The following is a 15260-nucleotide window of genomic DNA, read 5'->3' as shown; positions in this document are numbered from 1 at the left end:
CGGCCTTTTCTGAAAGTATCGAAAACCGTAGCTCTTCCCCGTCATCACAGGAGAGCACTCATGAACCGCTTCATCCCCCTTTTCGCAATCATCGGCATTGTGGCGGCGCCCGCCGCCCAGGCTGGCGAACTCTGGCGCGCGACGGGCCTCGAACAGCCGGAATCGGCGCTGTTCGACGCCGCCAACAACCGCATCATCGTCTCCAACATCGTCGGCAATCCCGGCGATGCCGACGGCAACGGCTATCTCTCGGTGCTGTCCACCGACGGCAAGACGGTCGCCCAGCACTGGACCGACGGCATGGATGCGCCCAAGGGCATGGCGATATCGGGCGGCAAGCTCTATGTCGCCGACATCACCAAGGTCCGCGTCGTCGATCTCGCCAGCGGAAAACTGGTTTCCAGCATCACGGTACCGAATGCGGTCTTCCTCAACGACATGACATCAGACCGATCCGGCAAGGTCTATGTCACCGACATGCTGGCCGACGCCATCTACCGCATCGACGGCGACCAGCCGGAGCTGTTCGTCAGGGATGCGGCGCTGGCTTCGCCCAACGGCGTCTTCGCCGACGGCAGCCGGCTGATCGTGGCCTCCTGGGGCAAGGGCATCAAGCCCGATTTCAGCACGGCCGAACCGGGCGGGCTGCTGTCGGTCGATCTCGCCAGCAAGGCGGTTTCGCCTCTGCCCGGCGCGCAGAAATTCGCCAACCTCGACGGCGTCATCGCCATCGGCGACACCATCTACGCCACCGCCTACATGACCGGCACGCTCTACCGCTACCGTGCCGGCGCCGCTCCCGAAACGCTGGCGCATTTCAAGCCAGGCAGCGCCGACATCGGCACCGACGGCAAGTCGACCATTTTCGTGCCGCTGATGAATGAAGGCGAAGTGGCTGCACTGACACTCGACTGAGAGCTGTCTCGCGGTATTGTTAGCCGGCTCGTCCCGGCCCAGGCCGGCATACGATACGCCGGCCCCATCGGCGGTGAAGGAGTTTCGATATGGACGACGGGGAGATTCGCGCGGCTCTGGATCGCCATTGGGCGGCCTCAGACGCGAACGATTTCGAGGCGGAGCACGAGATTTACCGGGAGGATGCGGTGCTCGATTATCCGCAATCGGGCGAGCGCATCCGCGGGCGGCGCAAGATTCAATCGTCTCGCGCAGCACAGCCGAACCGGAAGCGCTTCACGGTGCGGCGGATCACCGGTGCGGGCGACCTCTGGGTCACTGAATATGTCCTGGCCTATGACGGGCGGCCGTCCTACACGGTGAGCATCATGGAGTTCCTCGATGGCAAGGTGGCCCGCGAGACGCAGTATTTCGGCGATCCGTTCGAGCCGGGGCCTTCGCGCGCGCAATGGGTCGAGCGGATTCCCTGAACCCTGGCCGCCATAAGGATGGTCATCCACCGCCCACTCGCCCGCCCGGAGCTGCCTAACGATACGGCCGCTCTCGCCCGCTATCTCATAGGCAAGGTGGTGGTGCGGGAGTTACCGGAAGGCATCGCCAGCGGCCGCATTGTCGAGACCGAGGCCTATGTCGTGGGCGATGCCGCCGGGCATGGCTACCGGGGGATGACCCCGCGCAACCGTTCGCTGTTTCTCGAGCCCGGCCACGCCTATGTCTATCTCGCCTACGGCATCTCATACATGCTGAATGTCTCGAGCGACGTGCCCGGGATCGGAACCGGCGTCCTGATTCGGGCGCTCGAGCCGCTCGAAGGCATCGCCATCATGCGGCTCAATCGCGGCATCGAGCGCTTGCGCGACCTGGCGCGAGGACCGGGAAGGCTCGCCACGGCGTTGCGGATCGATCGTTCGCTCGACGGGCTCGATCTTTGCCAGCGCGGCCCGCTGTGGCTCGGACATGGTGACGACGACGAGCCCGGCGAAATCGGGCGGAGTACCAGGATCGGTATTTCGCGGGACGCGAGCCGCCTGCTGCGATTTTACGTCAGGGGGAGCCCGTTCGTCAGCGGTCCGAGATCGCTCAACGAATAGGGAGCACCACCCCCTGACTCGGCGGACAAAAAGCCGGTCGGGATTGGACCGCCATATGGACGGGGCTGCCATCTGGTCCTGCCGTTTCCTCTGAGATATCCGGCTGCACATGAGTGAAGCCGTCAAGACCCCCAGCCTGGCCGGCGCCGTCGCCCCGATGACGCCGGTGCTGGTGTGCGCGTTCGCGATCTTCCTGCTGTCGGGGATGGATGCGGCGATGAAGACCCTGGTCATCGCCGTCGGCGTCTACAACACCGTGCTGTGGCGCAGCATGGTCGCGACCGTCGTCGCCGGTGCGGCTTGGTCTGCTGGGCCGCGCTCAAAGCCAACCCTTGCGGTGCTACGGTTGCATGCGCTGCGCGCCGCTGTCGTCGGCATCGTCCTGATGTGCTTCTTTTGGGGTCTGGCCAGGCTGCCGCTGGCGGAGGCGATCGGGCTCAGCTTCGTCGCGCCCCTGTTCGCCCTCTTCCTCGCCGCGTTGTTGCTGGGCGAACGAATCCGGCGGCAGGCGATCTGGGCATCGCTGGCCGGCATTGCCGGCGTCGCGATCATAATGGCCGGCCAGTTCGGGCGGGAAAGCTATTCGCAGGATGCCATGCTGGGCACGGCGGCGGTGCTCGTATCGACGGTGTTCTACGGCTACAATCTGATCCTGGCGCGGCAACAGGCGCAGTTGGCCAAGCCAGTCGAGATCATGTTGTTCCAGAACCTTTGCGTGGCCATCCTCCTCGGCCTCGCCGCGCCGTGGCTCGCGGTGGCGCTGCCGACCAATCTTTGGCTTCCCCTGGCCGGGGTGACGGTGCTGTCGCTTGCCGGGCAATTTCTGATGAGCTGGTCCTACGCCCGCGCCGAGGCGCAATATCTGATCCCGACGGAATACTCGGCCTTCATCTGGGCGATCGCGCTTGGCTGGTTCTTCTTCGACGAGGCGGCGACCTGGACCACGCTGACAGGAGCATGCCTGATCGTCGCCGGCTGCCTGATCGCGGCACGCGCAAACCCGAAGCTTGCCGAGCCGATCGAGGCGACAGTCTGACAGGGCCTGTCGTCAGTCGCGCTGCGCGGCCTCGATGGCGGCGACGTCGATTTTCTTCATGTCCATCATCGCATCAAAGGCGCGTTTTGCTTCATCGCCGCCGGCAGCCATCGCCTCGGTCAGCACGCGCGGCGTGATCTGCCAGGAGACGCCCCATCTGTCCTTGCACCAGCCGCATGCGCTTTCCTGGCCGCCATTGCCGACGATGGCGTTCCAGTAGCGGTCGGTCTCCTGCTGATCGTCGGTGGCGATCTGGAACGAGAAGGCTTCGTTGTGCTTGAACACCGGCCCGCCATTGAGGCCGAGGCAGGGGATGCCGGCGACCGTGAATTCGACCGTCAGCACATCGCCCGCCTTGCCGGACGGGTAGTCGCTGGGCGCACGATGGACGGCACTCACCGAGCTGTCGGGAAAAGTCTCGGCGTAGAAGCGGGCTGCAGCCTCCGCATCCTTGTCGTACCACAGGCAGATCGTGTTCTTGGCAATTGCCATTGCTTGTCCCTTTCCCTTTTGTATCAGTTGCGGCCCGATTTCCCACGCACCCCGGCGACGATTCACAGTCGGCCTCGACGGTGCGTACAAAGAATGCGCTCATGCCATCGGATGTTCCGTCCACGAAACGATGTTCCTGTGAGCCGGGTTTCCTCCATTCGAGTTGACCGTGGCCGGCGTTAGCCAAGAAGGTTTCGCAGCGTCCGCATGAACACTTTTGAACCGATCGGGATCAGGTCGTCGGGAAAATCATAATCGGGATTGTGCAGCGCCGGGTGCCGTTCGCCCGCGCCAAGGAAGAACATCGCCGATGCCGCCTTGTGGCCGAACACGCCGAAATCTTCCGAGGCACGCATCGGCAGGTTTTCTTCGCCGTGCGGGACGCCCTCCTCGTCGAGTGCTCGCCGCAGATGCTCCACCGCCTCCGGCGCGTTGACGCTGGCCAGGAACACCTCGTGATAGTCGCACCGGTGCGACAAACGATGCTCGGCGGCGATGCGCGTGACCAGGGCTTCCGCGGCGGCGCACAAATTGGCCATGCGGTCGTCGCGCCGGGTGCGCAGCGTCGCCCAGATCTCGGCCTGGCCGGGCGCAATGCCGAACACGGCTTCGCCCATCTCGACATGGGTGACGGTGACCATGCTGAAGTCGTCGTCGGCAAAGGTTCCGCGCCCGAGCGCGGGCAGGGCCGGCATCAATTGGCTGATTGCCATCATGGGCGAGATGCCGGTCTCGGGCATCGACGAATGCGCGGTCTTGCCCTCCAGCACGATGCGCATGCCGCGCGAGGCACAGTTCACCACCCCCGTCTTGAGCCGGACCTCGCCGAGCGGCACGCCCGGCAGATTGTGCAGTGAGAACGCGAAATCCGGCGCGATCGCGCCGAAGCGCGGATCGGCGACGACGCCGGCCGCGCCGTTGCCGGTTTCTTCCGCCGGCTGGAACATCAGCACGACACGGCCGCGAGCCGGCCTCTCGCGCCCCAGCTGACGGCCAAGCGCTGCCAGGATTGCGGTGTGTCCGTCATGACCGCACATATGCGACTTGCCCGGCACCAGCGATGCATGTGGCGCGCCCGAAAGTTCGTGGATCGGCAGCGCATCGAGTTCCGAGCGGAACAACAGCGTTGGTCCCGCCTTGCCGCTTTCGTAGACCGCCGCGACGCCGTGCCCGCCCAAGCCGGTCAGCACCTCGTCCGGCCCCGTATCGGCGAGGAAGTCGACGACCTCTTTCGCGGTCCTCTCCTCCTCATTCGAGATTTCCGGACGCCGGTGCAGTTGGCGCCGCCACGCCGTGAGCTCGACGATGTCTCGATTGGTCAGGGTCACGTTTTCCGCCTCCGCTTGCGCTCTGCATAACACACGCGGTGAAACTTTCGCCAAGCGACAGAGGCGGTCAATCCGGAGCGGGTTGTGCCAGAGCGAGTTCCGGAATGGCGCGCGCCGACTACCAGAGTTCAGATGTCGGGATCATCGAGAATGCGAGAGATCGTGCTGCGCCCCAGCGCACTCATGGCGGGGTTGGTGCGATGGTAATACCAGACGAGACCCATTGCCTGCTGGAATGCCCAAGCAGCACCACGCTTCCACCAAAGGTCCTCAACTTGAAGGCCCCACCGAAAGGTCGTCCTTCGCTCGCGGTCCAGAAGATGCCACGCGACGACCAAATCCAGCGACGGGTCGGCTGGTCCGAAACTGCCGCCATCAAGCACTCCGACAAGACGCTCGCCCTGCACGAGAAGGTTTGCTGGGATAAGGTCCTTATGACTCATCACGACAGGCCCAGCGGATGGCAACTCGCGGAAGCGAGCCCACAAATCGCGCAGTCTGATCACATCGAGAAGGCCCTCGCTGTTTTCAAAGCAAACATTCATCCAATCGTCATGATCGGAGAGTTGTCCACCACGTCCTTGCCCATCGAAGGGTCGGCCCCGTGTGTCCGCTTGGCGCAACGATGCCACGAGGTGTCCAAGGTCCAGGGCGAACGTCGTCGATCCGCTTAGCCCTTGCGGCGTGGCGACCTCGCCTTCAATCCACGTTTGCAATGCCCATGGCATTGGATAGTGGGGACCTGGCTCGCCGAGCCCAATCGGTTGAGGCGTCGGAAACAGGCAATGTTCTCCAAGCTCGACCATAGCGGCGGCCTCCGACCGAAGCATATCGGCGCATTCGGCCGGATTCATCGCCCGCAGTGGGAACCGCGCCGTGCTCTTCGAGCCAATGCGGAAGATGGCATTGACGGTTCCCGACGATCTGACCGGGGTGATGTCCTCATGACGATACTGGGGAAACTGATCGCGGATCATCTGGCGGGCGATATCGATGTCGATAGAGACCTGATCGTCATGCATCATGAGTTCTCGTCCTGCCGAGCTCGGCATGAAGGGCAAATCGTTTGGTGGTTTAGCGAATGCAGGGACCAATGTCCGCTTCCATGTCTTCGCAATAGATCCCAAAATGTCTGAAACAGGCGCTTTTCAGACCGGCAGCCCAGGGCCGGGAACGGACTGGCGGCTTTCGGTCTTGGAGCCGCCGGTCGCCCGGCCCGAAACAGGAAGCCGCCCCGCCGCCCAGTCACCCCGCCTTGCTTGGCTGGAATTCGTCGCTAAGCACGCGCTCGTTGGGATCGATCGGACCCAAGTTCTTCACCACCCGGAATCGACCGCCCTGCGCCTGTGCGATGTACATGTTCATGCAAACATGGTGCTGGCCCGGAACCATTTTGGCAGGGCCGCCAGGCCCCTCGCTTATGCGGGCGTGATCGAGCGCCCGGATGACCGCGTCGCGCTCCACCGTGCCGGCCTCCTTCACTGCCGCTTCCCACATCCTGATCGCGCGGTAGTGGCCGGTGCAGCCGCTGCCGGCGGTCAGCATCGCGCTGCCGGGGAATCGATCGCTGTAGCGTCGCAAGAGCGCGCGGCCAAACGGATCCTCGAGTTCCTGGTAATAGTCGAGGCAGCTGTAGAGGCCCTCGATCTGCTCGGACGGCACAAGGTTGAAGAAGTTCTCGTCGAAGTAGGTGCAGACGATCTTGCCGCCCCGCTTGCCGAAACCGGCCTTGTGCAGTTCGTCAAGGAATGGCGTCAGGCCCGGCGGGACGATGGTGTTGAAGACCACGTCGGCGCCACTCGCCATGATCTGCTGCACCGTTCGCCGGAAATCGACGGTGTCGAGCGGAAAATACTCCTCGCCGACGATCTCGCCGCCGTTGGCGCGCACCACCCGGCTTGCCGCCTTGTTCAGCAGATGGGGCCAGATGTAGTCGGCCGACGGAAAATAGAACCGCTTCGCCCCGGTGCTTTTCATAAGCCATGGGATCAACGGTTCGACCTGCTGCGCGGGCACCGGACCCGTGCAGAAGATCAAGGGATCGTTTTCCTGTCCCTCGTACTGCTCGGTGTAGATATAGAGCGTCCTGCCTCGCGTTACCGCCTCGCTCTTGATGGCCTGGCGGGTCGAGCTGTAGATGCCGCCAACGACCACATCGACCTTGTCGACGTCGATCAGTTTCGCGGTCCTTGCCTTGGCAACGCTTTCGACGGTTTCGCCATCCTCGATGACCAGCTTCACCGGCCGGCCGAGAAGACCGCCCCCGGCGTTGATGTCGTCGACGAGCATTGTCGTGAGATTCGCGTTGGCGATGCCCATGAAGGACAAGGGGCCGGTGAGTTCGGCGATAAGGCCGATCTTGATGGGTTTCGGATCCATTTGATTTCTCCAAATCTGGGGGGTTGGTCAAGCGCGCCGCCGGACGCCGCCGGACGCCAGGCGGCGCGCAGTGCGGGACCTCAGGCCTCGTAGTGGCCGAGCAGCAGTGCGGCCTGCGGCTTGCCGACATGGCCGGCTTCCTGCAGGATCGCCGGCACCTCCGGATCCGACACGAAATTCTTCCAGCCCTCGGCATCCCAGTCGAAGATGGCCCAGACGCGGTCCGCCTCGCTGGGGTCGCGGAACACGGTTGCGCCGTTCGAGCCGTGCAGCCGGCGCTTGTCGGCGCCCTTGGTCGAAAAGATCCGGATGAAGCGGTCGACATCCGCCACCTTGGTCGTTGCGAGAAGCATCGGTTTACCCTCCTATCAGTCGCGGCCACCATTGATCCGTCGACAGGATCCACGATGCGCGCACTGGAGCGGGTGCACATGGGGTGGATTCCCTATGCCTGCGTTTCGCCCGGTCGGATAAGGCCGTGCTCGACCGCGTAGAGCGCGGCGGCGGCGCGGGTGGTCACGCCGATCTTTGAATAGACGCTCTGGATATGGTGGTCCGCCGTCTTGGGCGAGATGTCGAGCCTGCGTGCCGCCTCCTTCGCGGTGAGGCCAGCGGCGATCAGGCGCAGAACCTCGATCTCGCGAGGCGTCATGCCGGCCAGCGCCCGCGGCGGCACCCGGCGCGATGGCTGCCCGGCGAAGGACAACACGGCCTCGGCGGCGTCGGGGCAGATGCAGCCCTCACGAACGGCTGCGCGCAACTGTGCCGCCGCCGCCTCACTAGGCAGCGCCTTGCGGTGCGGACGTTCCTCCCGCGACGTCTGGAATGCTTCGGCAGCAGCCAGGATCCTTGCCGCAGGCGACAGGTCGGAAGCGCCGACCTTGCGGTGATAGCCCGAGCCATCCAGACGTTCGTGATGGCGAAGCACAAGGGCGCCCATCGCATCGCCTTCGCGGCCGAACGAGGCCAGCGCCCGTTCGCCGTAATAGGCGTGCAGCTGTGCCGCGTCGCGCTCGCGAACCGACAGCGGGCCGTTGCGCATCCAGGTCGCCACCGGCACCACCAGTTCGCCGATATCATGGATGCAGCCCGACCAGCGCAGCGCGCGAACGTCAGCGGCGGGCAGCCCGATCCCTTGTCCTGCGCCCTCCGCCAGTTCCGCCACCATCCGCGAATGACCATGCGTGAACGGCATGCGCATGTCGATCATGTCGGCGATGGCGAGGAAAGCCTCATCGCAAGCCGCCTCATCCAGGGTCACCGGCGGATCGGGCTCAAGCGCCAAAATGGTCTCGCGGTCGACCGTCGCGCCGATGCCCTCCATCAGCGCCGCCGCGTTGGCCGCGACGAGCCGGGCCAGTTCCGCTTCGTATGGGCCATCGCCGCGACTGGCGATGGTCTCGGCCATCCCGTCGATGCCGATGGCATCGCTGAGCGCAATCGCATCCTGCGCCAATGTGATCAGCCGCACGGCCGGCAGGACATCCTCGCCGCTCAGCCCGCGCGGCAGGCCTTTGCCGTCCCAGCGTTCGTAGATCTGTCCAAGATTGCGCCGGATCTCGTCGGACAGGCCGAGCCGCTCGCCGATCCGCTGCGCAACCTCGCAATGCGCTGTCAGCACCGGGCGGGCCACCGCGAGCGCCTGCGACATCGCGGCCTCGATCGCCCTGGCCTGCGCGTCAGGGTCGAGATCGTAGTAGAACCGCTTGAAGGCCTGCACGAAGACCCTGCCCAGTTCCGCACGGTTGCCCATGTCGAGACCGACAAGATCCTGGCGGAGTGCGATTTCGTCGCCGAAGGTGGCCGACAGCAGGTCCGTGTCGGCATTGCAGCCGACATAGCGCAGCATCGACTGGTGGTAGGCATTGCGCCGAACTTCATCGGAAACACCGGCAAGCTCGGCGATCCGCATTGCAAGCACGCAGGATTTCAGCGCGAAGTCGCGAGAATGACCGGTGGCGAGGTCCGAAGCATAGGCCAGGACCATCATGAAGTCCGCGCGGCGTATCGAGACGTCTGCCATCGCACACCCCCAGTGAGCCCCATGCTAGTCCCGCGTGCCGTCAACACCTAGGGGAAAAATCCCAAGCCCGATGTGCTATCCTGGGAGAGACAGACAAACCGGACCGAACTCGAACGAACCCGCACCAGTTGCAGACAAGGCGTCCGTGCTTCGGGTACAGTTGCGCCGAAAGCGACAATCATCGAAGGAGACTATCGACGTGAACGAAGACGCCGCCAGTCCAAGGCCGCTTGCCGAGATTGCCAGCTATCATGCCCATATCTACTACGACGGGCAAGGCGAGCGACACCTTGCCGAATGGCTGCGCCTTCGCATCGGCGAGCGTTTCCGCGTGCGCCTGGGCAATTGGCATGAGCAGAACGTTGGGCCGCATGATCAGGCAATGTACCAGGTCTCATTTGCCAACGAGGTTTTCGCCTCACTCGTTCCGTGGCTGATGCTGAACCATAGGGGTCTCAGCGTACTCATCCATCCGAACACGACCAACCCGCGGCGCGACCATCTGGTCGATCCGATCTGGATCGGACGGCCGCTGGCAGTGAACGGCGATAGTCTTCCGGACGATCATGAGGCGGAAGAGGCGCTGCCGCCTAACACCAACCCGTCCCTCTCGGCCTAGCCGTTCTCAGCGCAAGCGTCCGCCCGGGCGAGGAGAAAGGCGGCTTCCCGCATGTTGCGGGTCAGTTTGGCCGCGGTCTCGAATTCGGAGCGGGCCTCGGCCAGCCGGCCGGCCCGAAACAGGAAGTCGCCCCTCGCCGCCGGCAATGGCGCATAGTTGCGCAGCGCGGCGGCGTCGGCGATCTCGTCCACCAGCCGCAAGCCCGCTTCGGGCCCGAAGGCCATGCTGTGGGCGACCGCTCGATTGAGATCGACCACCGGCGTGGGCATCACGGCCCGCAGCCGGTCGTAGAGCGCCGCGATGCGGGGCCAGTCGGTATCGGCCGGACTGCGTGCGCGCGCATGGCAGGCCGCGAGCGCGGCTTGCAATGCATAGGGGCCATCGCCCCCGAGCGCCTCGGCGCGGGCCAGCGCGTCAAGGCCCCTGCGGATCAGCAACTGGTCCCAGCGTGCGCGATCCTGCCCGGTCAGCGGCACCAGGGCACCGTCCGGGCCGAGGCGTGCCGGCAGGCGCGACGCCTGGATTTCCATCAGGGCCAGCAGGCCGAACACTTCGGCATCGTCGGGCATCAGCCCCGCCAGCATGCGGCCCAGCCGTTGCGCTTCCCGGCAGAGGCCCGGCCGGACAAGATCGTCGCCCACCGTGGCGGCATAGCCTTCATTGAAGATGAGGTAGATGACCTCCAGCACCGAGGAGAGCCGCGCCATTCGCTCGACGCCGCGCGGCACCTCGAAACTCAATCCGGCCTTGCCGATCGTCCTCTTGGCGCGAACGATGCGCTGGGCGATCGCCGCCCCAGTCGAGAGGAAGGCACGGGCGATCTCGTCCGTCGTCAGACCGCCGATGACACGCAGCGTGAGCGCCGCGCGGGCATCGGCCGAAAGCACGGGATGGCAGGCCGTGAAGATGAGGCCCAGCAGCTCGTCGCCAAGATCGTCGTTCATGGCCGCTTCGATCATCCCGGGCGTGTCGTCGACCTCGCCGTCCAGCTCGCGCGCGATCTCCTCATGCTTGCGCACGCGCATCTTGTCGCGACGGATCGCGTCGATGGCCCGGCGTTTGGCCACCGTCATCAGCCAGGCGCCGGGATTGGCTGGGACACCGGTCCCGGGCCATTGCGACAAGGCAATGACCAGGGCGTCCTGTGCCAGTTCCTCCGCAAGGTCGACATTGCGCACGACGCGGGCCAGACCGGCGATGAGCCGGGCCCGTTCAATGCGAAAAATCGCTTCGATCGCCTGGTGCGTCTCGCCTGCAGTCATGCCGCCGCATTGTCCGCCAGAGCTATAAGGCAGGCAAGCAGGCTCCGGCCGACAGTCGCTGGTGCCGCTGAGCTTCGCGCGGGTCGGTCATGGATTCCATGACCTCCGGCGTCAGCTACTCCTGCCAATCGGCCATCTCGTACAGCGGCCGGATTTCGATCTCGCTTGGTCCCGGCATGGGGTTGGGGCAGCGCTTCACCCAGGCCACCGCCTCATCCATGTCCTTGACTTCCCAAAGCCAGAAGCCGGCGACCAGCTCGCGAGTCTCGGCGAAAGGCCCGTCGATGACCCTGCGCCCGGGACCATCGAACGCAATACGCTTGCCTTCCGAGGAGGGCTTGAGGCCGTCGGCGGTGAGCAGGATGCCGGCATTGCGCAGCTCGTCATTGTACTTGCCCATCGCCTGCATCATCGCCATCGTCTCCGGCGTAGGAGCAAAGCCCTTTTCGCTGTCTTCGGTCGCCTTCACGAACACCATCACTCGCATCGTCTGTCTCCTGTTTTGAGCCTGCCTCAACGGCCTGGCATCGAAACGACGAACGGGGTCTACGGAAATCGACATCGTCCCGCAAATTTCTTCGACGGTTGAGGCGCAAGGCGCGTCACCGGCCGGCAGATCCCGACCCCTACTGCGTCTCTCGTTTCCCGTTCAGCTGCGCCCGCGCGTCCCGGATCGAGGCGGCGTAGGTCACCAGCGGCCGCTTGACGCCGTGGTTGATCAGCATGCGTCGTGTCTGCGGCGTGGCGCCCGATATGATGAAGCGGACACCGGCGCGCCTGGCCTTGTCGGCGGCGCCCTCGATGACATTGGCCGCGGTCGAATCGAGGAACGGCACGGCCGAGCAGTCGAGGATGAAATTCTTGCGCTGGTCGGCGATGCGGTCGAGCACGGTGCCGACAGTCGATGCGGCGCCGAAGAAGAACGCGCCCGAAATGCGGTAGACGACGGTGTCGACGTCGCTTGCCTCGCTGGCATCATAGGCGCGGCCGCTGCTGTCGGCGACATCCTCCTGCACCAGCGGCAAGTCCGCCTCGACCGCGATCGACTTGGCCATGCGGTCGATGAACAGGATCGACCCCAGCACGAAGCCGACGACGATGCCTTCGGTCAAGTCGCGGAAGACGACGAGCAGGAAGGTCACCATCAGCACCAGCGCGTCGCCGCGCGACGCGCGCAGCAGCGTGGCGAAAGCCTGCTTCTCGAACATGTTCCAGCACACCACCGCCAGCACGCCGGCAAGGGCGGCAAGCGGGATGTAGCTGGCGAGCGGCGCGGCCACCAGCATCAGCGCAAGCAGGATGGCGGAGTGGATCATGCCAGAAATCGGTCCATGCGCGCCGGCCCGCACATTGGTCGCCGTGCGGGCGATGGTGCCGGTGGTGCAGATGCCGCCAAACAGGGCCGAGGCGATGTTGGCGAAGCCTTGCGCCACCAGCTCACAGTTGGAACGGTGCCGTCGCCCGGTCATACCATCGGCGACTACGGCCGACAGCAGCGATTCGATCGCGCCGAGCAGGGCAAAGGCTATGGCATCCGGCAGCACGTCAATCATCCTGCCCAGGCTGACCGGCGGCAAGGCAGGCATTTGCAGGCTGCGTGGGATGCCGCCGAAGCGGGTGCCTATCGTCTCCGCTGGCAGCGCTAACAGCGCCACCACCAGCGAGGCCAGGCCGATGGCGATGAGCATGGCGGGCCATGTCGGCCGCCAGCGCTTCAGGCCGGCGATGGTGACGATGGTCAACACCGCCACGAAGGTCGCGGCGAGGTTGATGGTGCCGGCCGCCTCACCGATCGCCATCAGCTTCGGCACCAGCGGTCCAGGCTCCTTGCCGGTAAGTTTCAGTCCGAACAATTCGACGATCTGTCCTGAAAAGATGATGACGGCGATGCCGGCGGTGAAGCCGACCGTCACCGGATAGGGGATGAACTTGATGTAAGTGCCGAGGCGGAGATAGCCGATGGCGAGCAGGAAAACGCCGGCCATCATAGTCGCCAGCAACAGCCCGTCGACGCCGACCCGGGCCACCGTCGCTGCCACCAGCACGATGAAGGCGCCGGCGGGCCCACCGATCTGGAAGCGGCTGCCGCCGAGCGCCGAAATGATGAACCCACCGATGATCGAGGTGTAGAGGCCACGCTCCGGCGTCACGCCCGAGGCAATCGCGATCGCCATCGACAGCGGCAACGCGACGATGGCGACGGTCAGGCCGGACATGAAGTCGGCCCTGAACTGCGGCAGATGGTAGCCCTCGCGCCAGACCGTCACCAGCTTTGGCGTGAACAATTCCGAAAATGTAGGCTTAGCCGACTTCTGGGCCGACCTCTGGCCCGGTTGATGCACTGCCCGCTGCGCCTGATCCATGGACTGGTTTCCGCTCCAGAAGGCGGCGGGATCGTCGGCAGGACTGTCGGCGGTCGCCGTCGCGACGTTATGCCGGCTCAGCCTTTGAATCCGGCTGCACGACAGGCTTGAGGCGCACGCCCCTGCCGCCGCGCTCGCTGGTCTGGTTCTCGCCGATCAGCTCCACCCCGGCCTCGTCGAGAGCCTGGATGACCTTCATCAGCGTATCGACCACGCCCCTGACCACACCGTCGCTCGCCTCCATGCGCTGGATGGTCGGAAGCGAAACGCCGGCGCGTTCGGCTAGCGTCTTTTGATCGATGCCGGCCAGCGCCCTTGCGGCGCGCATCTGCGCGGCAGTGATCATCGGCCGAAATCCCCGTCTGAGTCTGCGGATATAGCGTATAATACCATCATTGTGATGTTTCAAGCATCAATATGAATGTCTGAGACGTAAGCGCCTGTCCATTTTGTCGGATGATTTCGAGCTAGGGTCTTCCATCTGGGCAGGGGGTGACGCGGTTGAGTCTTTTCAGGACCTTCATGACATCGGCATGCTTGCTGTCGGTGGTTCTTTTGCTGGCAGGCTGCGGACATGGGCTGATCAACCGACTGATTTGATTTCTGCTCGGGGCCGTCAATCCGCAATTTCGCTTTCGCCGTTCAGGCGCCGTCCGCACCCCGCTGCAACGCGCGGGCCGCCAACCAGCACAGCATTGCCCAGGTGAAGCCGGCGCACCAGCCGGCCAGCACATCCGACGGCCAGTGGACCCCGAGATAGATGCGGCTGACGCCGACCAGCAGCGTCGTCAGCACGGCAAGCGACAACACGTAGATCTTCGTCACCCTTCCCGGCAGAAAACTCGCCGCCAGCGAGCCGAGCGTCAGATAGGTCACTGCAGACAGCATGGCGTGACCGCTCGGAAAGGACAGCGAGGTCTCGTTGACCAGATGCGAAACGAGTTCGGGCCGCGGCCGGTCGACACCGAGTTTGAGCAGGCTCGACAGCACCTGACCGCCAGCCACCGCGACGAAGACGAGCAGCGCCGTGGCCGGCCGGCGGATCAACAGCAGATAGACGATCGTCGCAGCCGTGATCAGCACCAGCACGGCCGAGCTGCCGAGGCTGGTGATGTCGCGCATGGCGCCCTCCAGCCAAAGCGGGCCAATCGGCACACCCGGCTGACCCGGCTGGCGGAAGGCGAGCAGGATTTCGGTGTCGAAGGCGTGCGGAGTGGTCGCTCGCGCCACCTCCATCAACTCCTCGAACCCCCACAGGCAGCCGGCGATGACCAGGCCGGCCAGCAGCACCGGAAATTCGACCCGGTTCAACAGTGCATTCGCGGCATTCTTCATCGGCAACCCGCCCGTTACAGCCGCCCTTGCAGATAGGGCCCGAGTGTGATCAGCGCCACGGCGGCGATCGCCAGCACGATGCCGGTCGCCTGTAGCGTGTTGACGCGCTCGCCGAAGAACATCAGGGCGACGACATTCACCGAGACCAGCTGGATGACGGCCGAGAGGCTGAACGACACCGACATGCCGAATTCGCGGATCAGCCGCAGCATGACCAGATTGCCCAGCGAATAGAGCGCCAGCGTTAGCAGGATCTTGCCCAGGCTCGGCGCCATGCCCCATTGCTTGGCCGCCATCGCCGCCAGCAGGAAGATCACCGTCGAAAAGCCAAGCTGCAGCAGCCCCGAAAAACTCAACGTCCTGTCCCCTCTCGGAGCGGCTCGCGCCGCGTGTATCGCGGACTTGTTTCCGAAGCAC

17 protein-coding genes are annotated in these 15260 nt (G+C 64.7%); 5 read left to right on the top strand and 12 right to left on the bottom strand.

From position 1 onward, the window contains the following. Positions 1-60: 60 nt before the first annotated feature. From HNQ71_RS12125 to HNQ71_RS12110, 4 genes are all read left to right on the top strand, one after another. Positions 61-915 (top strand): SMP-30/gluconolactonase/LRE family protein, encoded by an 855-nt coding sequence (locus HNQ71_RS12125; protein ID WP_184872804.1) that lies wholly within the window; start codon positions 61-63, stop codon positions 913-915. A gap of 89 nt (positions 916-1004) precedes the next feature. Next, positions 1005-1385, top strand: a complete 381-nt coding sequence (locus HNQ71_RS12120; protein WP_184872803.1) for a nuclear transport factor 2 family protein — start codon at positions 1005-1007, stop codon at positions 1383-1385. Between the two features lie 18 nt (positions 1386-1403). Then, a complete protein-coding gene (locus HNQ71_RS12115) occupies positions 1404-2006 on the top strand; it encodes a DNA-3-methyladenine glycosylase (protein ID WP_184872802.1) in 603 nt (200 codons plus the stop codon). Positions 2007-2115: 109 nt separating this feature from the next. Continuing rightward, positions 2116-3042 carry a DMT family transporter gene (locus HNQ71_RS12110; RefSeq protein WP_184872801.1) on the top strand — a complete coding sequence of 309 codons (927 nt, stop codon included), beginning with the start codon at positions 2116-2118 and terminating at the stop codon, positions 3040-3042. A 12-nt stretch (positions 3043-3054) separates the two neighbouring features. Here the strand turns inward: HNQ71_RS12110 and HNQ71_RS12105 are convergent, their stop codons facing one another. From HNQ71_RS12105 to HNQ71_RS12080, 6 genes are all read right to left on the bottom strand, one after another. Further along, positions 3055-3528 (bottom strand): VOC family protein, encoded by a 474-nt coding sequence (locus HNQ71_RS12105; RefSeq protein WP_184873321.1) that lies wholly within the window; start codon positions 3526-3528, stop codon positions 3055-3057. Between the two features lie 185 nt (positions 3529-3713). Next, positions 3714-4862, bottom strand: coding sequence for an amidohydrolase (locus HNQ71_RS12100; protein ID WP_184872800.1), 1149 nt, complete (start codon positions 4860-4862; stop codon positions 3714-3716). Between the two features lie 128 nt (positions 4863-4990). Then, positions 4991-5887 carry an aminoglycoside phosphotransferase family protein gene (locus tag HNQ71_RS12095; RefSeq protein WP_184872799.1) on the bottom strand — a complete coding sequence of 299 codons (897 nt, stop codon included), beginning with the start codon at positions 5885-5887 and terminating at the stop codon, positions 4991-4993. Between the two features lie 220 nt (positions 5888-6107). After that, positions 6108-7241 carry a substrate-binding protein gene (locus HNQ71_RS12090; RefSeq protein WP_184872798.1) on the bottom strand — a complete coding sequence of 378 codons (1134 nt, stop codon included), beginning with the start codon at positions 7239-7241 and terminating at the stop codon, positions 6108-6110. Positions 7242-7321: 80 nt separating this feature from the next. Next, the gene (locus tag HNQ71_RS12085) at positions 7322-7594 is read right to left on the bottom strand and encodes a hypothetical protein (protein WP_184872797.1); all 273 of its coding nucleotides are present in this window, start codon (positions 7592-7594) and stop codon (positions 7322-7324) included. A gap of 92 nt (positions 7595-7686) precedes the next feature. Next, positions 7687-9264, bottom strand: a complete 1578-nt coding sequence (locus HNQ71_RS12080) for an HD domain-containing phosphohydrolase (RefSeq protein ID WP_184872796.1) — start codon at positions 9262-9264, stop codon at positions 7687-7689. A gap of 199 nt (positions 9265-9463) precedes the next feature. Here HNQ71_RS12080 and HNQ71_RS12075 point away from each other — a divergent pair, with 199 nt between their 5' ends. Then, complete coding sequence (locus tag HNQ71_RS12075) at positions 9464-9883, top strand: DOPA 4,5-dioxygenase family protein (protein WP_343068152.1); 420 nt, start codon at positions 9464-9466, stop codon at positions 9881-9883. Here HNQ71_RS12075 and HNQ71_RS12070 read toward each other — a convergent pair. From HNQ71_RS12070 to HNQ71_RS12045, 6 genes are all read right to left on the bottom strand, one after another. Continuing rightward, on the bottom strand, positions 9880-11145 hold the full coding sequence (locus HNQ71_RS12070; RefSeq protein ID WP_184872794.1) for an RNA polymerase sigma factor: 1266 nt from the start codon (positions 11143-11145) through the stop codon (positions 9880-9882). The two genes, HNQ71_RS12075 and HNQ71_RS12070, sit on opposite strands and share 4 nt — an antisense overlap. 115 nt (positions 11146-11260) lie before the next feature. Then, the gene (locus HNQ71_RS12065; protein WP_184872793.1) at positions 11261-11632 is read right to left on the bottom strand and encodes a YciI family protein; all 372 of its coding nucleotides are present in this window, start codon (positions 11630-11632) and stop codon (positions 11261-11263) included. A gap of 139 nt (positions 11633-11771) precedes the next feature. Beyond that, positions 11772-13508 (bottom strand): SulP family inorganic anion transporter, encoded by a 1737-nt coding sequence (locus HNQ71_RS12060; RefSeq protein ID WP_184872792.1) that lies wholly within the window; start codon positions 13506-13508, stop codon positions 11772-11774. Positions 13509-13575: 67 nt separating this feature from the next. Next, positions 13576-13854, bottom strand: a complete 279-nt coding sequence (locus tag HNQ71_RS12055; RefSeq protein ID WP_184872791.1) for a helix-turn-helix domain-containing protein — start codon at positions 13852-13854, stop codon at positions 13576-13578. 296 nt (positions 13855-14150) lie between these two features. Continuing rightward, on the bottom strand, positions 14151-14843 hold the full coding sequence (locus HNQ71_RS12050) for a phosphatase PAP2 family protein (RefSeq protein WP_184872790.1): 693 nt from the start codon (positions 14841-14843) through the stop codon (positions 14151-14153). Between the two features lie 14 nt (positions 14844-14857). After that, a complete protein-coding gene (locus HNQ71_RS12045) occupies positions 14858-15199 on the bottom strand; it encodes a hypothetical protein (RefSeq protein WP_095083841.1) in 342 nt (113 codons plus the stop codon). Between the last annotated feature and the right edge of the window lie 61 nt (positions 15200-15260).

This window comes from Mesorhizobium sangaii, from assembly GCF_014207355.1.
Taxonomy (GTDB): Bacteria; Pseudomonadota; Alphaproteobacteria; order Rhizobiales; family Rhizobiaceae; genus Mesorhizobium; species Mesorhizobium sangaii.
The sequence above is the reverse complement of the archived record's forward strand: the minus strand, read 5'-3'. Positions and strand labels throughout refer to the sequence as shown.